This window comes from Collinsella aerofaciens (genome assembly GCF_028209395.1).
Lineage (GTDB): Bacteria > Actinomycetota > Coriobacteriia > Coriobacteriales > Coriobacteriaceae > Collinsella > Collinsella aerofaciens_AZ.
Map to the genome: position 1 here is coordinate 54,000 of NZ_JAQLDQ010000006.1, position 21,344 is coordinate 75,343.

A 21,344-nucleotide genomic window follows, 5' to 3' on the forward strand; every position below is an offset into this window, starting at 1 on the left:
GTCCTACTCGTCGCCGTCGTGCGGATTCGCGGAACCCGCACCCGACGTCGTCGGCTCGTCTACCGAAGACTCGGAATCCTTCTTATCGGTTTCGGCCGGAGCGATCACGCGAATGAGCGAGATGCGCTGGCCACGCATCGACTGCACTTTAAACTTGTACCCCGCGACCTCAAACACCTCTCCGATGTCGGGCACCGAGTCGCAAAGCTCCAAAATCCAGCCGGCGATGGTCTCATAATCATCGCTTTCCTCAAGCGGCCAACCAAGCTCAATCGCGTCATCGCACGAAAAACGCCCATCAACGAGCCACTCGCGGCGCGAAAGGCGCGTGAGGTACTTGTTGTCGGGGTCGAACTCGTCCTCGATCTCGCCCACGATCTCCTCGACGATGTCCTCGATGGTGATGATGCCGGCCGTGCCGCCGTACTCATCCACGACGACCACGATCTGGTCGTGCGAGGTCTGCATCTCGGACAGCAGCGGCAGGATGTCCTTGGTGTCGGGCACAAAGGTGGCGTCGCGCAAAAAGCCGGCGATGGGCTGGTCGCCCTTGCCGTCGAGCGCGGGCTGGATCAGGTCCTTGATGTGCGCGATGCCCGCGACGTTGTCGGGGTCCTCGTGATAGACGGGGATGCGGCTGAAGCCGGTCTGGCGCATGGTGGATAGCACGCTGGCGACCGTCTCGTCGTCCTCGCACATGGTGGTGTCCACGCGCGGCACCATGACCTCGCGGGCAACGGTGTCGCCCAGGTCAAAGATCTCGTGGATCATGCGCTTTTCCTCGTCGAGCAGGTCGTCCTGCTCCGAGACCATGTACTTGATCTCTTCTTCCGAGACGTTCTGACGGTCGTCGGCACTCTTGATACGCAAGATGCGGGCCAGGCCATCGGAGCAAGCGCCAGTCAGCCACACGAGCGGACGGGCGATCTTCTGGAACACGGAAAGCGGGCCCACGACCTGCTTGGACACGCCCTCGGCATTGGCCAGGCCGATGCGCTTGGGGACGAGCTCGCCGATCACGATGGACACGAAGGCGACCGCGACGGTGATGATGACCGGCGCCAGGCCGCGCGCGATGGCGGAGAGCGGCGCGATGCCAAAGCTCATGAGCCACGTGGCAAGCGGGTCGGACAGACTCGTCGAGGCGACGGCGGACGAGGCGAAGCCCACGAGCGTGATGGCGACCTGGATGGTGGCGAGCAGCTGGTCGGAGTCGGCGGCCAGCTTAATGGCACGCTCGGCGCGCTTGTCGCCTTCCTCGGCCTCATGCTCCAGCACGGCGCGCTTGGCCGTGGTGAGCGCCATCTCGGACATAGAGAAGTAGCCGTTGATGAGGGTCAAAACGAGGGTAGTGATAAGGGAGATGGTTATGTCCATCGGGAGTTTCTCGAACCTCCAAGATTCGGGACGTCAGGTCAAAACGTTGATGACGGATACGGCAATTGCACCGGCGCCCAAACGAGGACGCGGGCGCGCAGGCGCGGTCGCTAGATTACGAAGAGAATCACCGCCATGAACTGGAAGATGCTGCCGGCGAGCACCCACAGGTGAAACACACTATGCAGATAGCGCACGTTTTTGGCGATGTAGAACGGCACGCCCACGGTATAGCACACGCCGCCGACAGCGAGCAGGGCAAGTGCCACGGGGTTGAGCAGCGACACGAGCTCGGGCAGCTTAAAGACAACGAGCCAGCCCATCAGCAGGTAGACCAGGCCGCTTACCCAGTGCGGCTGGCGCTCGCGCATAAAGCACTCGAGGGCGATGCCGATAATGGCGATGGCCCATACGGCGAAGAACAGCGCAGCGCCGCCGTCGTTTGCGAGCGTGATGAGGCAAAACGGCGTATAGCTGCCGGCTATGAGCAGGTAGATGCAGCTGTGGTCGATGATGCGAAACACGCGCTTGGCGCGCGCGGGTTGAATCGCATGGTAGAGCGTGGAGGCTAGGTATTCGAGGATGATGCTGACGCCATAGACAATTGCCGCGGCCATGTGGGCCGGGCCACCGCCGCGCAGTGCAGCGAATACGATCAGGAGCACCAGACCCGCAATACCCAGCAAGCAGCCGACACCATGGGTGACGGAGTTCATAATCTCCTCGCCCACCGTGTAGTGCGGAACGGCCGCGGCCTTGGGTCGCGGCTTGGAACTGTCGCTCGAATCGGACATGCCGGTTACATCCTCCAACGTAAAGAGTTCTCAACACTATATCAAAGCGTCTGGGTGCGTGCGAAATTTGCACCATACGTGACCCTTTGTTTACCCATTCTTTGCCTGTTGACGCATCAACGGTGAACGTCCATAATGCGCTTGCATTAAATGTTGATGTATTAACATCTTATAGGAAAGCTTCTTATGTCTCAAAACGCACGTTCCCATCGAAAGCTCAAGATAGCCGGCGTCGTTGCGCTGGTGGTTGTCATTGCGCTGCTCGGATTTGCCGGCAACTTTCTGTTTGACTTCGCGCTGAATCCCCGCGCGCCATACACCATGAAGATGATGCAGGACGGCAAGGACGGCAAAGAAAGTGAGCAGCCGGATGCCGAGGGAACCGAGGCGCGGGCGTGGTTTAAAGAGAATCGCGAGAGCAGCGGCCTCACCGCAGATGACGGGACCGAGCTTGCCGCCTGGTATTTTGCTGCGTCGGAGAGCACGCACGACTACGCCGTCTGCCTGCATGGATATACCAACGAGCCCATCGGTATGGCCCGATACGTCAAGCGATTCCACGACCGCGGCATGAACGTACTCGCACCCGCCGCCCGCGCCCACGAGCGTTCCGGCGGTGACTACATCGGCATGGGCTGGCCCGAGCGACTCGATGTCGTCGCGTGGATCGGGCGGATTGTTGCGGCCGATCCCAAGGCGCGCATCCTGGTCTTTGGCGAGTCGATGGGCGCGGCGACTGCCATGAACGTAGCGGGGGAATCTCTGCCCGCAAATGTGAAATGCATTATCGAGGACTGCGGCTATACAAGCGTTTGGGACGAGTTTTCCCTGCAGCTCAAGGATGTATTTGGCCTGCCCAGTTTTCCCTTGCTCGATGTAGCAAACTTGGTGTGCAACGTGCGCGCGGGCTACGACTTTCATAAGGCGAGCAGTGTGGAGCAACTCAAACACGCGACGGTTCCCATGTTGTTCATCCACGGCGACCAGGACACCTTTGTGCCGTACGACATGCTCGACCAAAACTACGACGTGTGCGCCAGCAAGGTCAAGCAAAAGCTCACCATCCATGGCGCCACCCACGCCAAGAGCGCGCAAGTTGACCCCGAGCTCTACTGGAATACGGTCGACGAGTTCCTCGACAAGATTTTTTAAGCAAATAGTACGGTTTACTGGTCTATCTGGCCCCTAGCACTTCCAAAAAGCCGCCCGTGGGCGCTGTGCTCACGGGCGGTTTTTACTAACGTTGCGCTACAAAAGCGCTTGATATGTCCAATAGCTAGGCGCTATTTGACCTCGATGAGCTCGTACTCGCTCGTGCCCAGGCCAATCTTCTCGGCATGCGCGATGCACGCGCGCCAGTCGGTGTCGGGATGCGTGATGCAGAAGGGATCCTTGGCCTGCTCGCCCTCCAGATGCTCGTGATTATGCTCCATCTTGGCCGCGCTGTCGGTAAGCTCGGTGTTAGGCAGCGGCTCGGACGCCAGGACGGCGTCGGCGCAGGCCTGGTCGATGGCGACCGGGTCGAAGCTCGCGAACATGCCGATGTCGTTGACGATGGGCGTGTCATTCTCGGGATGGCAGTCGCAGTTGGGGCTGATGTCCATGGCGAGCGAGATGTGGAAGCTCGGGCGGCCGTCGACGATGGCCTTGGTGTACTCAGCGATCTTGTAGTTGAGTACGTCGGCCGCGGCATCATAGTCGGGCTTGATGCAGTCCTGGTTGCACGCCGCAATGCAGCGTCCGCAGCCCACGCAGCGATCGTGGTCGATGGCAGCCACATGAACCGTGCGAGTGCTGCCGTTGGCAAGCTCGCGCTCACGCGTACCGTCAAACGTGATGGCGCTGTGCGCGCATATCTTCTCGCAGGCACGGCAGCCAACGCAGTTGGTGGTATCGACGCTCGGCTTGCCAGCGGCGTGCTGCTCCATCTTGCCGGCACGGCTACCGCCGCCCATACCCAGGTTCTTCATGGCGCCGCCAAAGCCGGCCTGCTCATGGCCCTTAAAGTGGGTGAGGCTAATCACGATGTCGGCGTCCATGAGTGCCTGGCCGATCTTTGCCTCGCGCACGTACTCGCCGCCCTCGACCGGAACGAGCGCCTCGTCGGTGCCCTTGAGGCCGTCGGCGATGATGATCTGGCAACCCGTGGCATACGGGGTAAAGCCGTTCTGGTAGGCGGTGTCGATGTGCTCGAGCGCGTTTTTGCGGCTGCCCACATAGAGCGTGTTGCAGTCGGTGAGGAAGGGTTTGCCGCCCAGCTCCTTCACGACGTCTGCGACGGCGCGGGCGTAGTTTGGGCGCAGAAAGCTCAGGTTACCCAGCTCGCCAAAGTGAATCTTGATAGCGACGAACTTGTTCTCGAAGTCGATCTGCTCAATGCCGGCGCGGCGAATGAGGCGTTTGAGTTTGTCGAGCTGGCTCTCGCGAGCATGCGTGCGCAGGTTGGTGAAGTACACCTTTGCCGGTGCTGCGGGTGCGGTTGCGGTCATAGATCTATCCCCTCGGTCTATATGGCGTTACAGACATAGAGGATGGTACCCGTTGAAGTGGGGTTGAAGTCAAGCGCAACGCCGAGTCGCTAGGCACTCATTGGGGACAGACTTAAATGAGTGCTTGCCGCCCGGCCAGCGAGCCGGCGATCCGGCAAAGACTGTCCCCAACGACTAGTCGTTTAAGAACGTCCCCAATGACTACTCCTGCACCTTGAGGGCTTCGGCCAGGCTGACGCGCTTGATAGAGCGCGTGTGCAGCAGCGCCACGACCAGGTAGGTCGCAAAGCCGATGCCGATGCATGCAGCCATGGACCAAGCGGGCACGTAGATCTCGATATTGCCGTTGTAGGCGAGCAGCATCGAGCGGAAGATGGCCGTGAGCGAGCCAATAATGACCGGCAGGCTCAGCACGAGCGACGCCGCCACGCACAGCGTGATCGAGCGGATGTACAGATGCGAGATCTCGCTATCGCGATAGCCAAAGACTTTCATGTAGCTGATCGAACGGGCGCTGTGGTCGATCACCGCCTTGGTCAGCAGGTACATAAACAGCAGGAAGATAAACACCGCGAGCCCGACCATCATGCCGATCATTTTGCTCATCATGCCGATGAACTGGTCACCCACGGCGCGCATGTCGTCGGGCGTGGTGTCACCGGCAAAGTAACGAGCATCGAGGTCGAGCTTCTCGTCGCTCACATAGCCGTTAAAGTAGGCGGCGTCGTTGCCGAACAGCTCGTTAAAGTCATCGATGCTCGTATAGATATTCATATCCGACTTTGAACCCCAGATGCAGTCCTTACCCGCGTACTCAAGAGAATAATCCCGAGCCTCGTACTTGTCGCGAAGCTCGACCTTCTGGCCCTCGCTCCAGCCAAACTTATCGAGCAGACCGCCGCCAAAGACGACGCGCCCGTCGCCGACGTTGAGGTCTTTCCAATAGCGCGAATGAGATGAAATGCCGTAGACAGAGATGGCCTCTGTGCCGTTTCCCTCGCCGCGGTCGTATTGCAGCTGGTAAACGGCATATTTCTCGGCCTGCGCGATTGCGCCCGCGCCGTTGTCGGTCGTGTTGATCGGGTGAATGTCGTCGTTGTCGGTGTCGATCTTAGAGGCCTTGTCGATCAGGTCGATGGCCTCATCGCGGTCGCAGCCGAGGGCATCGGCAAGGTCATCGAGGCGCGCATAAAGCGCATCTTTCTTGTCCTGGACCTTGGCGAGCGCGTCCTGCGCCGCGGCCAGGCTCTCGGCAGACGGAGATGCGGTCGCGGCATCGGCTGCCGTCTGCGCCGCATCGGCCGCGTCGTCAAGCTCGTCATCGGCATCCTGGGCGGCGGAGAGCAGCGCGCCGTCAATCGACTGCAAGCGCTCGAGCGCCGCCCACTGCCCGCGCTCCTCGGCAGTACCCTCAAGCTCTAGCGGAGCCTTGAGCGTGTACTGGTGCTCGGCGACCAGGCTTGTCTCCAGGTTGTCCGCATAGTGCGTCATCGTGGGCAGGATCGCCAGGCCAAAGAGCAGCAGCAGCGAGGCAAACGCAATGCCCACGAAGAGCGTGGCGAAGTTGCCCAGGTTGCGCAGGAAGATGCGCAGGCGAAAGCGCGAGACAAAGCCCATGCGCTCCGGCAGCTGCAGGCCGCGCTTGGTGCCCGATTTGCCGCTCGCCTCGTGACGAAGGAACTGCAACGGCGTCTTGCCCATCTTGCGAAGCAGGCCCACCAGCGTGATGAGGATGAGCGCGGCAGCGGGAACCACGGCGCACTTCACAAAAATCTCCCAGCTCCAGTACACCTGGAAGGGAGGCAGGCTGTACGAACCGTAATAGAGGCCGCGCATGGGCTCGGTAAAGAACGCGACGCCGAGCGCGGTGCCCAAAAGCGCCGCGACCACGCCCACGATGGCGGGAAGTGCCAGGTAGTGCAGCACGATCTCGCGGCGGCGATAGCCGCTGGCGAGCAGCGTGCCAATGATGGCGCTCTCCTCCTCGATGGTGGCGTCGGTAAGGACCACAAAGACGAACGCCATGATCACGATGATAATGTTGAGCAGCGTCATCCACATCATGGAGTCGCCGTCTACGTCGTCGCGCGCGTAGCCAATACCCTGGTTGGAATCGGCGTCGATCAGATCGTCCACGCGCGCATCGGCATCGGTCAGCGCCTCGACCATATCCTGCTCCGCATCGATGCGATCCGCGGTGGGGAGGTCGCGATCGGTAAAAGCAAAGGAGTAGGTGTAGGCAGGTGCACCACCGGCATCCTCGAGCGCGGCAAAGCCGGCGTCGGTGACCTCGGCCACACCATAGGTGATGGTGTTCACCGTAAAGTCCGAATTGTTGAGGAACAGCGCCTGGCTATCGGGCTGGGTCATGATGCCGCAGATGGTGTAGGTGCGGCCCTCAAGCTCAACCTTATCGCCCACGACAAGGTCGTTGTTGGTGGCAAAAACTCGGTCGATAGCCACCTCATCGTCCGTCTTGGGCTGCTTGCCTTCGCAGTAGGACGCGATATCGACCTTGGTGCGGTGCGCATAGGTGCGCAACGTGCGCTTGGTGCCGTCGTCGCCGGCGGTCTTTTTGATGATGGCGTCGATGGAGAAATTCTTGTAGAGCGTGACGCCGCCGACGTCGTCGGCTGCATCCTCGGCTGCCTTGAGCTGGTCGTCGGTAGCCTCGAAGGAGGTGGTCACGCGGCCGTCCTCAATCGTGTACGCATCGCGCATGTCGTCGATAAGGCAACCGATGGAATGCGCCGCGAGCAAAAAGCCCGAGGTGAGAGCGATGCTCCCGCACATAAGCAAAAAGATGCCCAGGTACTTGCCGATATTGCGGCGCAGCTCGCGCGGGAGTCGCTTTGCGAGAGGTGTCATGGCATCGCCTACCAATCGAGCTCGGCGGCCGCAACGGGCGACTCGTTGAGCCCATCCTCGACGATGCGGCCGTCGCGCAGGCGCAGCACGCGGTTGGCCATGCGGGCGATGGCGGCGTTGTGGGTGACGATGATGATGGTGCAGCCGTAGGTGCGGTTAACATCCTCCATGAGCTGCAAGATTTCCTTGGATGTCTTGTAGTCAAGCGCGCCGGTGGGCTCGTCGCACAGCAGCAGGCCCGGGTTTTTGACGAGTGCGCGGCCGATGGCGCAACGCTGCTGTTGGCCGCCCGAGACCTGGCGCGGGAACTTGTTGCGGTGCTCGTAGAGGCCCAGCGAACGCAGCAGGTCGTCGACATTGAGCGGGTTTTTGGACAGGTGCGCCGTGACCTCGATGTTCTCCTTGATGGTGAGATCGGGCACCAGGTTGTAGAACTGGAAGACAAAACCCAGCTCACGGCGGCGATACTCGCCCAGATCGGTAGGTTTGAGCACCGTGAGGGCGCAGCCGTCCACCATGATGGAGCCACCGTCGGCATCCTCCAGGCCGCCGATCAGGTTGAGAAAGGTCGACTTGCCCGAGCCCGAGGGCCCCAGCATGACGCAGATCTCGCCGCGGTTGATGGACGTGTCGATGCCATCGAGTACCGTCAGGCGCGCATCACCGTCGCCGTAGTGTTTCCTGAGCCCGCTGACCTGGACATAGGCTTGCTTTGTCGACATGCTATCCCCCGTTGTTAGCCTTCTGCTACTTTTCTAGGGTAATAGTAAACCCAGGCGAACTATTTTTAAGCGACAGGCGCGATTTTTTCCAAACCAGTCATTGGGTACTCATTGGGGACAGACTTAAATGACTGAAACCACTCATTTAAGTCTGTCCCCAATGAATGCCGGGACTGTCCCCAAGTGCCGGCAGGAAAGGAACGTCCCCAAGTGCCGACATATTGGGACAGTCCTTGCCGGCACGACCGGCGGGCCGGCGAATCGACAAAGACTGTCTCCGATGACTAGCCGTTTAAGAACGTCCCCGATGACCAGGTAGCTAGGCGTGGGATTTGGCGCGGGTGAGGGCCAGGCCTACGGCGGCGATGGCGGCGGCGAAGAGCACCGTGACGCCCAGGTCGCAGGCGATGTCGCCCAACACGGTGGCCGTTAGATCCGAGGCAAGCGCCTTGCCGATCGCGTCGTTCACCCAAAACGTCGGCACAAAGTGCGCCACCGTCTGCACGGCCGAGCCCATGAGCGACAGCGGCATCCAGGCGCCGCCCAAAAACGTCATGAGCATGCCGAGTAAGTTGCCCACGCCGTTGATCAGCTCCTCGCGCGCGCCCAAGCTCGACAGGGTAAAGCCAACGGCCAGCGGCGTGCACGCCAGGGCAAGCGTCGCCGCCAGCGCCAGGCACACGCGACCCACACCGACCTCGGCGACCGCGCCGGCAAAGCCCACGACACCCACCATGCTCGACACGAACCAGATGCAGACGGTAAGCACCGCGGCAGCCGCGAACACAGCAAGCGAACGCTGGCGCTCGGAGACCGGGCCGGCCTCCATGCGGCGCACGCGCTCGGGCTCGTTCATACCCGAAAACACCAGTCCCACCGAAACGATGACCGATGAGATGATCGCGTACGCGCCAAAGTTGAAGTACGACTCGAGCGTGGCTGCGGCAGTCGAGTCAACCTTGACCTGCTCGATCTGGACCTCCGCGCGCTTTGCGGCGGCGTGCTCGGCGGTCTTGGCGACACTGGCCCCGGAGGCAGCAGGCTCAAGCACCGCCGCAGCGCCCGCGAGCGAGATCCACCGCGAAACCTCGGCAGACGAAAGCGCCGCCGCCATGGTGCCGGAACCGTAGGTCACATCGAGCTTGGGCAAGTCCTCCCCCGCACGGGCGGCCGCAACAAGATCGTCCTCAAACCCCTCCGGGATAAAGAACACGCAGTCGGCGCTGCCCTTGGCGCTGTTGCTCTTGGAGAGCGCGTCCGCAAGGTCGTACGTGTCGTCGCCGACGCCCGTGACCAGGTCAAAGCGCGAACCCAGGTGCCTGGTAAGCGCACGCGAAAGATCGCTGCCGTCGCGGTCGACCACAATCACGTTGGCGTCGTAGGGCTTGTACTCGGTCAGCTGCGACGAGTTCCAGCTGACCGAGGCCGCAATGAACACGCCCATGAGTGAAATGAACACCGTGTAGATGAGCAGGTAGAACGGGTGCGCGAGCGCCATGCGAAGCGCGGTCTTAAAGGTGCTCATAGCGGCTCCTTCCAAAGATCAGCGTAGCGGCGGCGACAAACACCAGGGCCATGAGGACAAGCGCACCGGCGCGAACGACAAAGGGACCCAGATCCTCAAAGAAATACAGGCGGTTGAACATATCGCAGATGAGCTTGACGGGGTTGAGCCAGCACTCGGCCGGACAGGCGCGGGCAACATCGTCGGCAAGCGCCATCGCCGGCTCGCCGTAGAGTCCGGCGAACAGGGCGCACGTGGTGGCAAAGCCCGTGAGGATGCCCGATTTGGACGCCTTGCCGCCCTTAACGGGAAGCGTCCCCACAAAAAGCCCCAGGCCCGTGGCAGCAAGCGCGGATGCGGCGCCGCCCGCCAGGCACAGCCCCTCGCGCCCGCCAAAGTCGATGCCGACCACCAGGCGCACGTAGCCGATCGCGATCGCCATCGAGGCAAATGAGACCAGCCACGAGCCGACAAAAATGCCGGCCAGCGACGCCGTCTTGGAGACGCCGCCCACGCAGCGGCGCGCGCCGAGGCCGGACAGATTGGGCTGCAGATCGACGACGGCCAGGGCCGCAAACTCGGAAGACATCATCGCGACCAGGCCAAAGAGCGCGTAATAGTAGATGGTCGTACCGTCGGGCGTGGTGCGCGTAAGGCTCACGCGGCGAGTGCCGCCCTTAAGCGACAGGGCGCGCGCAACCGCCTCCGGGTCGGCGAGCGCCGCCGGGTTGTCCTGGGCAATCTGGCGCATGAGCTCGGCATTTTGCGTATACGAGCTCGCCACCGTCTCCAGGATGCTGCGGTCGGTGAGCACCGTACTGGCGCGCGAGCTATCGTAGCTCGAAAGCAACGTAAGCTTGGGCGCGCCCGCGTCGTCGACCGTGTAGACGCCCGCAACCTCGCCGGACTTGAGCGCATGGTTCGCCTCGGCCGCGTCGTCGCACTCGTGGATCTTAAGCAGCTGGTCGTCGCCCTCCTTGGCAAGCGACGTCGCCACGTCCTTAAAGGTCGAAGCGTCCCAGGCCTCGTCGGCGACAACGGCTACCGGCACCGGATCGACCTTGCCGTCGGAGCTGAGGTTCGCAAACATAAACATGAACATCGTGGAAAGCGCAATGGGAAAGAGCGCGCCCCAGACCCATGTGCTCGGCCGGCGCAGCAGCGTCTTGACCGTGATAATGATGGTGTTGATCATGGCTGCCCCCTAGTCGCGTAGCTCGCGGCCGGTGATCTCGAGGAACACGTCGTTGAGGGTCGGCGGCTCGCTCCACACGCGACCGAGTGCCACGTCGGCGGCGCGCAGCGTGTCAAGGATGTCGACCAGATTATGTGGGCTCGCCTCGCAGGTGCAGATGAGCTCGCCGCCGGACAGCTCAACCGAAAGCACGTGCTCCAGAGCGCGCAGCCGCTCGACCGTGGCGGGCTCGACGGCGCCGACCTCGACGGTCACGCGCTCGCCCATCTGAATCATGCGCTTGAGCTCGTCGTTGGTGCCCTGCGCCAGCACGCGGCCGCCGTCCATGATCATGATGCGGCTGCAGATCTGCTCGACCTCCTCCATGTAATGGCTGGTATACACCACCGTGGCGCCCTCGTCGCGCAGGCGGCAGATGCCCTCCAGAATGGCGTTGCGGCTCTGCGGATCGACTGCCACTGTGGGCTCGTCAAAGAAGATGAGCTCGGGCTTGTGCGCGATGCCGCAGGCAATGTTGAGACGGCGTGCCAAGCCGCCCGAGAGCTTTCCGGGGCGAAACTTGGTAAAGTCGCCCAAGCCGACAAAGTCGATCGCCTCGTCCACCAGCGCGCGGCGGCGCTTGCGGTCGTTGACGTAGAGGCTGCAGAAATAGTCGATGTTTTCGCGCACGGTGAGCTCGTCAAACACCGCCACCTGCTGTGGCACCACGCCGACGCGACGCTTAAGGTCGTAGCGGGTGGGCGTCATGGGCTCGCCGAACAGCTCGATGGTGCCCTTGTCGTAAGCGAGCAGCTGCAGGATGCAGTTGATGGACGTGGTCTTGCCCGAGCCGTTGGGGCCCAGCAGGCCAAAGATCTCGCCAGGGGCAATACTCAGGTTAAAGTGGTCGAGCGCGATAAGATCGTCGTAGCGCTTGACGAGGTTTTCGACGTGGACGATATCTGTCATGAGGCGGCCCTTCTGTTGGTCGTGGCCCGGTACGATTGCATCATCGCAGGAGAGGACGGCGCGCACCAGTGAGCTTTGTCACGAGTGCGAGGGGGCAGAGGCGAAACCCCCGCTCGCGCGAGCGATCGACGCCGCTTTGCCGCGCGGGAGGAATGTCACGGTTGCCCCGGGCGGCGCCTCCCCCGCGCGCAGCATCGCGTACAATACCCGTATGAACAGGCTTTTCGACAAATCGATTGTGCTGGCGTGCTGTATTGCGGCCGCCATGGGTCTTGCCGTGGACGCTCGTCTGGTTGTGGCGTTTTGCCTTGGCGTTATGGCCACCTCGGCGTCGGAAGTCGCACGAGAAGAACACGCCCATCGCGCGAGCGAGGCCGCGAGCTACGCTTACATCATCGCTGCCGTCTTCGTGCCGCCATTTATGCCGTTCGCACCCCTTGCCTTCTATGACATCGCGCGACGCGTGCGCCGTGAACGCATCTGGCCCGCGCTGGCGATTGGCGCCGTGTTTGTCTGCGCGCTTGTCGCGGACCTTCGTGGCGGCGTGCTCACCACCCGAACGCTGTTGCTAACCGCCATCCTTTCGATCGCTGCCACGTTGCTGTCGCTGCGCACCGCGCAGCTGGAGCACGAACAGGATCGCATGCGTCGCACCCGCGACAAGCTGCAAGAACGCGCCCTGGTACTCGAGGCACGCAACCGCGACCTCGCCGACCGCCAGGACTACGAAGTCGAGCTCGCAACGCTCGCCGAACGCGCCCGCATCGCGCGCGAGATCCACGATAACGTGGGCCACCAGCTCACGCGCGCTTCGCTCCAAACCGAAGCCTTGCGCGTGGTCCACGCCAACGAGCCCGGCGTCGCCGCCGATTTCGCCGATGTCAAACGCACGGTTGACGAGGCGCTCCAGCTCGTGCGCGCCAGCGTCCACGCGCTCAACGACAATGCAACCAACCTCTCCGTGCAGCTCGAGCGCATCGTTGAAGGCGTACGCTCGGACAGCGGCCCACAGATTGAGCTTGAAGTTTTGGCCGAGCATGCGCCCGCCAACGTCGCCAACTGCTTTGCGGCGGTCCTGCGCGAGGCGCTCTCCAACACCATGCGCCACGCTTGCGCCCAGACCGTCACCGCACGATGCATGGAGCATCCGTCGTTTTACCAGCTCATCGTTACCGACGATGGCGTGGGCGGGGTCCAAGCAATCGGCCGTGGCGCCGCGGAGGGCATGGGGCTCGTCTCCATGCGCGAGCGCATCGAGGCGCTTGGCGGCACCTTCACCGCCGGTCCGCGCGCCGGCGCCGGCGGCTGGCGCGTGTTTGCCACCGTTCCCAAACAGCAAGGAGATGAGGACCGATGAGGCTCATAGTTGTCGATGACGACCACTTGGTAGTCGATTCACTCAAGATTATCCTAGGCGCCCAGCCGCAGATCGAGGTGGTGGGTACCGGCGCCAATGGCGACGACGCGGTCGCGCTCTACGCTGAGCACACGCCCGACATCGCGCTGCTCGACATTCAGATGCCGGGGCGCGACGGACTTTCGGCGGCACGCGAGATCCTTGAGCGCGACCCTGCGGCGCGCGTGGTGTTTCTGACGACATTCTCGGATGACGAGTACATTGTGTCGGCGCTCAAACTGGGCGCCCGCGGCTACTTGATTAAAACCGATGTCGCCGTCATTCCTCCGGCGTTGGCGCAAGTCATGGACGGCAAACGCGTGCTCGAGGGTAAGGCGATCGAAGATGTTGACTTTGACGGGATGGGCGACAAGACGGGCACGCCCCGCCGGCCCGCAGCCTTTGCCAGCCTGACCGACCGCGAGTTCGAAGTCGCCGAGCTCATCGCCCGCGGCCTCGACAACAAGGAGATTGCCGCCACGGCTTATATGGGCGAAGGCACCGTACGCAACCACATCAGCTCAATCCTAGCCAAAATGGGCCTACGCAACCGCACGCAGATCGCCATCGCCTACCTGCGAGGGTAGTTGCCCAACGAACGACCCGGCATAACAAAACGGCTGCTACCGATTTAATGCTATTTCAATACTATGCCGGTTTACTACGACGAATCGCCCACCTTCGACCATGGTAAATTGCGCGCTTGCAAAACCGCAGGTAGAACGCTTGCAATATTTAGAAAAATGCAGTCATGGTCGGGAATGCCGAATTCATCGTAGTAAACCGACATAGTTTTGTTCGCGACGGCCCTGCACGAGTGCCTCCGCAAGCCTCGCGGGACCAAAATGATCCTTTTCCTTCCGCCCGCGGAGATCGGCAGACGGCGCCCGCCACGAAATGGGCCCATCTACTACGTTTGACTCGATACCCCCGCCCATAACCGCTTTTCATGCAAAATCGCAGGCGTTCTACCTGCGGTTTTCATTTCACATTACTTGCCGTGGTCGAGGGTAGCGGCTTAAACGTAGTAGATGGGCCCATTTCGTGGCAGACGGGTCACGCGGCGGTACTCGCGAGGCCAAAAAGGTCCGTTTTCCTCCGTCCCCGAGGGATCAGGGGCTGGTACTGATATGGTGTCATTTCAAAACTGTGTCGGATTACGGGGCTAAAGTCGGAACCCTCATCCATACCTTCATTTTTTGAAAAACGGCAGGCTATCTACCTGCGGTTTTGTTTTTGCGATTTTCTATATGGTCGGAGGTTCGCCATCCAGCCCCGTAATCCGGCATGGTTTTGTTAGCGGCGGCCCAACCGCGCGTTCACGCGCGGGGCCGGTGGGGCAATTTTGCCCCACCGGCCCCGTTTTCGCGCTATTCCGGCTTGGTTTCTACCGTGGGAGTCTTATCCGCCGCAACCGGAGTACGGGCGGTGTCCATAGTCAGGCAGTGCTTGGGGCAGCTCTCGATGCACTCACCGCACACCACGCAGGCATACGGGTCGATCGACCACGTTCCACCCTTGCGATCGACTGCGAGCGCGCCCGCCGGACAGCGACGCGCACACATGCCGCAGCAGATGCACGCGTCCATGTCGTTGACGATATGCCCGCGCAAGCGCTCGGGTGCCGCGAGCTTCTCCTGCGGATAGCACACCGTTACCGGCTGCTTGACCATAGAGCCCAAGGCCGTCTTGGCAAATGTCAGCAAACTCATGCCGCGCCTACCTTTCCGTGCAGCTAATGCAGGGGTCGATGGTCAGGATAATCATGGGCACGTTGGCAAGGAGCACGCCCTGCAGCGCATGTGTCAGACCCGCCAGGTTCTGCGACGTCGGCGTGCGCACGCGGAAGCGGTCCAGGTTCTTGGTGCCGTTACCGCGCACATAGTAATACGCCTCGCCGCGCGGCTGCTCAATCACAACCTCGCCGCGTGCGCCGTCGGCCGGCGTAAGCTTGGTGCGCCCGCCGATCCCGTCGTGCGGAATCTTGCCCACAAGCTCCTTAATGATGTCCATGGCCTGCGTGACCTCGGCACAGCGCACCTGGCAGCGGGCATAGCAATCGCCATCGGTGGCGACAACCGGCTCAAACGCAGCCAGGTCCGCATAGGCACCGTCGCTAAACATGCGCACGTCGTAGTCCACGCCCGAGGCGCGCCCAAACGGGCCGACCATCGACAGATCCAGCGCGTCCTTCTTGCTGATCACGCCCACGCCATGCAGGCGCTCGCCACAGCTGACGTCGTCCAAAAACGTATGCACCAGGGCCTCGTAGTCGGGACGCATGGCATCGAGCGTCTGGACAATGCCAGCCAGCTCGGAGTCCTCAATGTCGTGCTTTAGGCCGCCGATCTCGTTAATCGAAAGGATCACGCGGCCACCGCACGTGCTCTCGAAGATCTTGAGAATCTGCTCGCGCAGGGTCCACGACCGATAGAACAGCGCCTCGAAGCCAAAGGCATCGGCGAGCAGGCCCAGCCACAGCAGGTGCGAGTGGATGCGCGAAAGCTCGTGCAAAATAGTGCGGATATACTGCACGCGGCCGGGCACCTCGATGTCGAGCATGCGCTCGCAGGCGCTGGCATAGCCGTAGCTGTGGCCCACGGCGCAAATGCCGCAGATGCGCTCGGCGATGTAGCCAAACTGGTGCATGTCGCGCTTTTCGGTGAGCTTCTCGAGTCCGCGGTGCACAAAGCCGATCTGCGGAATTGCCTCGATGACGCGGTCGTCCTCGATCACCAGGTCCAGATGAAGCGGCTCGGGCAGCACCGGGTGCTGCGGGCCAAACGGAATTACGGAGCGATGAGCCATGGACCTTACGCCTCCTTTTTCTGCTTGTCGCGGGCGGCCTTGGCGGCAAGCGCCGCACGGACCTTGGCCGCTTTCTCGGGATCCATGGCGGCGAGCTTTGCCTCCATCTCGGCGGCCTTGAGCGCGGCCTTCGCAGCGGCATCGTCATGCTGGGCATCGGAGCCGGCAGCAGCAGCGGGCTGAGCAGCGGCAGTGCCCGCAGCATCGCCGGCACCCGCGGCACCCTCCCCCGCAGCAGCCGCAGCCGCGGCGGCCTTCTCGGCCGCGGCCTTGCGCGCCTTGGCCTCGGCGGCCGCGCGGACTTTCATGGCCTTCTCGCGCGCAGCCTTCACCTCGGGCGTGATGACGCTCATGGGTTCGGCAGTCGAGACCTGGTAGAAAAAGCCCTTAAAGTCGATCTGCATGTCGGTGATGGCAAGACCAAACAGGTCGTGGACCTCATTTTCAAACGGGAACACCGCGGGGTAATACGAGCTGATGGACGGAATCTCCTGGTACTGGTCGATGCCCTCGACCACCAGGTTCTCGATCGCATAGCTGCCGTCCTGCGCAATATGCTCCTGAGCAGCACGGACGTTGATAAACGTATAGACCAAGCGATACGAGCCGTCGTCGACGTTGCGCTCGGCATGCATTTGCACAAAGCGCGCGCCGACGCCCTTGAGCGCCTGGACATGCGACAGGAGCTTGTCGATCCCGACGGTGGTATAGATAGCCTTTTGCATTACTCGGCCTCCTTTGCAGCGGCGGGCGTCTCAGCAGGTGCGTCGCCAGCGGCGGGCGCAGCAGGCTTCCCGGCAGGCGCGTCACCGGCACCGTCAGTCCCGGCCCCCGCAGCCACAAACCCGTCCTCGCCCAGCTCAACGCCACCGTCCCAGGTAGCGGCACCGCCCACGGTGAGCGGATCGCCACCGGCGCGCAACACGGTCTCCTTCTGGTCCAGGATGCCGCACGCCTCCACGATGGCATCGATCACCGTCTCGGGGCGAATGGCGCACCCGGGCGCGTACACGTCCACGGGAATCGCGCGGTCCACGCCGCCGATCACGTTGTAGGCATCGCGGAATACGCCGCCCGAGCATGCGCAGATACCGCAGGCCACCACGCACTTGGGCTCGAGCATCTGGTTGTAAATCTGACGCACGACGGGCAGGTTCTGGGCATTGACCGACCCCGTCACCAAAAAGATATCCGCATGCTTGGGGTTGCCGGTGTTGACCACGCCAAAGCGCTCCGCATCGAACAGCGGCGTGAGCGAGGCCAGCACCTCGATATCGCATCCGTTGCAGCTCGAGCCGTCGTAATGAATAACCCACGGCGAGCGCGACATTTTATGATCCATGGATGCCGCCTCCTAAATAAACACGTCGACGAGGATGGGCATAAGGTTGAGCAGGCCAAACACCAGCGCCACGCCCCAGCCGAGCTTAAAGCAGCTGCGCCAGGTGCTGCGTGCGAAGGTGTTGTCGATCAGCACCTCGACAAAATACGTCGCGGCCATCACGACCAGGGCTACGACCCAGCTCACCGGGTTGTCCCAAACAAAGAACATGCCCACCCACATCAAAAACAGCACGGTCTCACACCAGTGCATAAGGGTCATCTTGGCCAGCGTGCCGCCGCTCATCTCGGTGGCGACGCCCTGGACAATCTCCTGATGCGCGTGATGCGAGTACGAAAGGTCGAACGGCGACTTGCGTAGCTTGATGGTGAGCACCGCAAGCAGCGCCAAGAAAATGGGCGCGCTGTACACGATGATGGGCGCCGACTGTCCGGTCACGGCGATGGAATCAAAGCTATCGGTGGCAAGGTACAGGCCCACGCTCATCAGCAGAACGGCGGGCTCGTAGCTCATGACCTGCAGCAACTCGCGGTCGGCACCGACCTGGGCAAACGGGCTTTGCGTCGAGGCGGACGCCAGCACCACAAAGATCGCGGCGAGCGTAACCATAAAAGCGCACAGCAGCGTGTTGGAGCCCGACACAAAGATGCCGCCGCCCACGACGGTAAAGATGAGCGCGCACGCCATATAGGTATCGTCCATGGTGTTTACGCTGGCAGGGGCCTTGCGCAGCAGCTTGGCAACGTCGTAGAAGGGCTGCAGCAGGCGCGGGCCCACGCGGCCCTGCATGCGAGCGGACAGCTTGCGGTCAAGGCCGTCGATCAAGCCGCCCGCAAGCGGCGCCAGCAAGGCAAACGCCACGGTGCCAATAAAAATGCCCACGACGCCCGAGCCTTCAAAATACTTGCCGCGCAGCACCGAGGGCGCACTCATGGCGAGTCTCTCGGGCCCAATCCACGCGCAGCACAGCAGCGCAAACAGGATGATGGCACAGCAAACAACACTACCCGCGGGGCCAATACGCTTCTCGCCAAGGGCGTCCTCCGAGTACCAATTGCGCTTTTCGGCCTTCACCTCGCGTCCCATCGAGCCGCGGAAATGGCGGTAATTGTCGGTTCCCACACCCGAAAGATATACGTTGACGTGCGGCTTATTGCTCACGCGGAATGAAGTCAGCAGCACCACGGCGATAAACGCCACGATAACCACCATCAGATACATGGCGTCCTTGCCAATAACGTACGGCACGCGGCCAAACACCATGGCCAAGTAAGGCGACACCAGACCGCTCGAGATAACCGGAAACGCCACGCAGCACAGAATCAGCAGCGCGGCGATGGTGTTGAGGGCCATCCATTCGGTCTTATGGACATTGACCTCAACGTTTTGAGCCGTGGGGTCGACGCCCGAAAGCTTGGCAAGCCACTTGCCCCAGAAGTAAAACGTCGCGGCCGAGCCAAAGGCAAGCACCATGATCATGAGCACGTTGCCGGTCTGCGCAAACGCCACCAGGGCGCCCCACTTGGACACGAGCATGCCAAACGGCGCCACAAACATGCCCATAATGCCCAGCATCATCAGACGCGTCAGGTGCGGCATGCGGCTGAACATGCCGTCCATGTCCTCGATATTGCGGCTGCCGATATGATGCTCGGCCGTGCCCACGCACAGGAACAGCAGCGACTTGGCCACCGTGTGGAACAAGATCAGGAAGATGGCCGCCCATACGGCCTCGGGCGCGCCGACACCCAAGCAGGCACTGATGAGGCCCAAGTTGGAAATGGTGGAGTACGCGAGCACGCGTTTGGCGTTGCTCTGCGAGATGGCCATGAGTGCAGCGAGCAAAAACGTGATGGCACCCACACTCGTGACCATAAAGCCGGTCACGGGGTAGATGGCATAGAGTGGGCTCAGCTTGACCATCAGGAACACGCCGGCTTTGACCATGGTTGACGAGTGCAGCAGGGCGCTCGTGGGAGTGGGTGCAACCATGGCACCCAACAGCCAAGTGTGGAACGGCATCTGTGCGGCCTTGGTGAGCGCGGCGAGCGACAACAGGATGACCGGCATCACCAGCAGCGCGGACTGCGCGGTTCCGGTGCCGGAAAGCTCGATCATGCCCGAGATGGTCAGCGGCATGCCGTTAACGTGCAGGTACATGAGTCCGGCCAAAAACGCGATGCCGCCCAGCATGTTGAGGATGATTTGGGTAAAGGCGTTCTTGATGGCCTCGGGCGTACGCGTGTAGCCAATCATAAGGAACGAACACACGGTGGTGATTTCCCAGCCGCAGAACAGCCACTCAAGGTTGTCGCTCGTCACGATGACGAACATGGCCGAGAGGAACAGGAACATGAGCGCCAGGAACTGCGGGCGACGGTCGGGCGCGGTCTGCCCGCGCAGCGCGGCCTCGTGCTCGTCATGGGCCTGGAAGTCCTTCATGTAGCCCAGGGCATACAAGCAGATTAGACTGCCAACGATGCCGACGGCGAGGACCATGATCACGCTCATGTAGTCCAGGTAGAGTGGCGTTGCCGTGACGGCTTCGGCCGCGGGCAGCGTCATGGCTGCAAAGGCGAGCGAGCCCACCAGCTGGACTATGCCGAGCACCGTGGTGAGCGCGTTCCTATATTTGTACGCGTTGTACAGGATGACAGCGCACAGGATGACGTCGATAACGGAACTGATGATCGAGAGCACATGCGAGGTGCCGGGGGCAACCTCAAAGCTCTGCGGACCCGTGCCAAAAAACATGACGGCGACTACAACTGTCACCGCCATAATAATGCCGGAGCCTATGAGCCCCGCCGCATCGCGGGCGCGGTCACCGCGCGCGAGCAGCATGCCCAGCGCCGGTACCAGCGGAAACAGGGTAAGGAAATACAGTAGCGTCATACCATCACTCCCCCATGCTAAAACGCTGCAATTGTTTAACGTTATAGCTCAATTGAGGAGTAGCGGCGGCGGGTTTTCGGTCAACTGGGGAGTTTTAGGCGTACGGGGTAAGGGCACGCCCGCATTGGAGCAGAGGGGCGGCAAGAAAAATGCGCCCCTGTGGGCGCACCATCCCGTTCGCTATTCCGCTTTTTTAACGCGCGGCTTGCGACCGCGCGGCTTATCAACCAGCGCGGACTCACCGCTCTCGCGATACTGGCGGCACCAAGCCTTGACCGAAGACTCGCTGGGAATCTTGTGCTTGATCATGGCCTCGCGAACCGTTAAGCCGTTTTCCAAGCGGTCCTTGACCACGGCGAGCTTAACTTCGTACGAATAGGTGTGATGATGCGAACCGGCGTTGAGAACGGCGTCGGCACCGCCCACGGCATACGCGCGGGCCCACTGACGAGCCGTGGCCTGGGGAATGCCAAGCTCCGCGGCGAGGGCGCGATGACCGACCCCCTCTTGGAGGACCTCGACGGCGCGCTGCCTAACCTCGGGCGCATGCGTGCGAGTCCTAGTTGCTTCCGACATACCTGCCACTTCTTAGCCTTAACCGTTAATCTGCTTTCTTACGTGCAAGTTAGATAGTAGCATTTTACTGTTTGCTCAAAGCAGTTAATTAAAATAGACGCGGTGTTATCTGGGCATTTGGCACCAATTTACGACATTTCTTTATCGATTATTTACGCTGGTAGCTGACTCGCAGCCAATCGTCATTCGCTTGTCAACAAAATTGGCATCTCTTTATGTCCTTTGCTATAGCGGATATGATTATTAACCCCTCCCCCAATTATTTTGAGTAATCGGCAAGGCAGTAGACGTCCTTACTCCTCATGATTACCGCGCATTGCCATCCACCGGAGCAAAACAAAAAGGGCGGGGCCTGCTGCGCTTGCAGGCCCCGCACCGGTTGACACCCGACGGGACACAGCCGGGCGAGACGGATCCGTGCTACCGTCCC

At 61.6% G+C, this 21,344-nt stretch carries 17 protein-coding genes; 3 read left to right on the top strand and 14 right to left on the bottom strand.

Going from position 1 to position 21,344, the window contains the following annotated elements; genetic code table 11:
- Positions 1 to 3: 3 nt before the first annotated feature.
- Positions 4 to 1,377, bottom strand: coding sequence for a hemolysin family protein (locus PMW67_RS04240; RefSeq protein WP_117778705.1), 1,374 nt, complete (start codon positions 1,375 to 1,377; stop codon positions 4 to 6).
- A 110-nt stretch (positions 1,378 to 1,487) separates the two neighbouring features.
- Positions 1,488 to 2,171: a PAQR family membrane homeostasis protein TrhA gene (trhA, locus tag PMW67_RS04245; RefSeq protein ID WP_197032173.1), complete on the bottom strand. Its 684-nt coding sequence runs from the start codon at positions 2,169 to 2,171 to the stop codon at positions 1,488 to 1,490.
- 186 nt (positions 2,172 to 2,357) lie between these two features.
- On the opposite strand from trhA, the gene PMW67_RS04250 reads away from it, so the two are divergent.
- Positions 2,358 to 3,323, top strand: coding sequence for an alpha/beta hydrolase (locus PMW67_RS04250; protein WP_271738831.1), 966 nt, complete (start codon positions 2,358 to 2,360; stop codon positions 3,321 to 3,323).
- A gap of 131 nt (positions 3,324 to 3,454) precedes the next feature.
- Here PMW67_RS04250 and PMW67_RS04255 read toward each other — a convergent pair whose 3' ends face one another.
- The 6 genes from PMW67_RS04255 to PMW67_RS04280 all read right to left on the bottom strand — a co-directional run bounded on the left by PMW67_RS04255 (position 3,455) and on the right by PMW67_RS04280 (position 11,897).
- Positions 3,455 to 4,660 (bottom strand): DUF362 domain-containing protein, encoded by a 1,206-nt coding sequence (locus PMW67_RS04255; RefSeq protein ID WP_117769774.1) that lies wholly within the window; start codon positions 4,658 to 4,660, stop codon positions 3,455 to 3,457.
- Positions 4,661 to 4,861: 201 nt separating this feature from the next.
- On the bottom strand, positions 4,862 to 7,528 hold the full coding sequence (locus PMW67_RS04260; RefSeq protein ID WP_118270545.1) for an ABC transporter permease: 2,667 nt from the start codon (positions 7,526 to 7,528) through the stop codon (positions 4,862 to 4,864).
- Positions 7,529 to 7,536: 8 nt separating this feature from the next.
- The gene (locus tag PMW67_RS04265; RefSeq protein WP_117630024.1) at positions 7,537 to 8,250 is read right to left on the bottom strand and encodes an ABC transporter ATP-binding protein; all 714 of its coding nucleotides are present in this window, start codon (positions 8,248 to 8,250) and stop codon (positions 7,537 to 7,539) included.
- 319 nt (positions 8,251 to 8,569) lie between these two features.
- Complete coding sequence (locus PMW67_RS04270; RefSeq protein WP_117630025.1) at positions 8,570 to 9,775, bottom strand: ABC transporter permease; 1,206 nt, start codon at positions 9,773 to 9,775, stop codon at positions 8,570 to 8,572.
- On the bottom strand, positions 9,762 to 10,949 hold the full coding sequence (locus PMW67_RS04275) for an ABC transporter permease (RefSeq protein ID WP_118270547.1): 1,188 nt from the start codon (positions 10,947 to 10,949) through the stop codon (positions 9,762 to 9,764). The genes PMW67_RS04270 and PMW67_RS04275 overlap by 14 nt, the downstream gene beginning before the upstream one ends.
- Before the next feature lie 9 nt (positions 10,950 to 10,958).
- Positions 10,959 to 11,897 carry an ABC transporter ATP-binding protein gene (locus PMW67_RS04280; RefSeq protein WP_117630027.1) on the bottom strand — a complete coding sequence of 313 codons (939 nt, stop codon included), beginning with the start codon at positions 11,895 to 11,897 and terminating at the stop codon, positions 10,959 to 10,961.
- 211 nt (positions 11,898 to 12,108) lie between these two features.
- Between PMW67_RS04280 and PMW67_RS04285 the strand changes: the two genes are divergently transcribed.
- Positions 12,109 to 13,254 (top strand): sensor histidine kinase, encoded by a 1,146-nt coding sequence (locus PMW67_RS04285; RefSeq protein WP_158571013.1) that lies wholly within the window; start codon positions 12,109 to 12,111, stop codon positions 13,252 to 13,254.
- Positions 13,251 to 13,880, top strand: coding sequence for a response regulator (locus PMW67_RS04290; RefSeq protein WP_253056980.1), 630 nt, complete (start codon positions 13,251 to 13,253; stop codon positions 13,878 to 13,880). Before PMW67_RS04285 ends, PMW67_RS04290 begins: the two co-directional genes overlap by 4 nt.
- Before the next feature lie 783 nt (positions 13,881 to 14,663).
- On the opposite strand, the gene PMW67_RS04295 is transcribed toward PMW67_RS04290, so the two are convergent.
- From PMW67_RS04295 to PMW67_RS04320, 6 genes are all read right to left on the bottom strand, one after another.
- The gene (locus PMW67_RS04295; protein ID WP_117630030.1) at positions 14,664 to 15,005 is read right to left on the bottom strand and encodes a 4Fe-4S dicluster domain-containing protein; all 342 of its coding nucleotides are present in this window, start codon (positions 15,003 to 15,005) and stop codon (positions 14,664 to 14,666) included.
- A gap of 7 nt (positions 15,006 to 15,012) precedes the next feature.
- Entirely contained in the window at positions 15,013 to 16,101 is a 1,089-nt protein-coding gene (locus PMW67_RS04300; RefSeq protein ID WP_117630031.1) for a hydrogenase large subunit, read from the bottom strand.
- A gap of 5 nt (positions 16,102 to 16,106) precedes the next feature.
- Entirely contained in the window at positions 16,107 to 16,826 is a 720-nt protein-coding gene (locus PMW67_RS04305; RefSeq protein WP_253056982.1) for an NADH-quinone oxidoreductase subunit C, read from the bottom strand.
- Entirely contained in the window at positions 16,826 to 17,443 is a 618-nt protein-coding gene (locus tag PMW67_RS04310; protein ID WP_117630032.1) for an NADH-quinone oxidoreductase subunit B family protein, read from the bottom strand. Before PMW67_RS04310 ends, PMW67_RS04305 begins: the two co-directional genes overlap by 1 nt.
- A gap of 12 nt (positions 17,444 to 17,455) precedes the next feature.
- Positions 17,456 to 20,338 (bottom strand): proton-conducting transporter transmembrane domain-containing protein, encoded by a 2,883-nt coding sequence (locus PMW67_RS04315; protein ID WP_253056984.1) that lies wholly within the window; start codon positions 20,336 to 20,338, stop codon positions 17,456 to 17,458.
- Between the two features lie 180 nt (positions 20,339 to 20,518).
- Positions 20,519 to 20,914, bottom strand: coding sequence for a helix-turn-helix domain-containing protein (locus PMW67_RS04320; protein ID WP_117564058.1), 396 nt, complete (start codon positions 20,912 to 20,914; stop codon positions 20,519 to 20,521).
- Between the last annotated feature and the right edge of the window lie 430 nt (positions 20,915 to 21,344).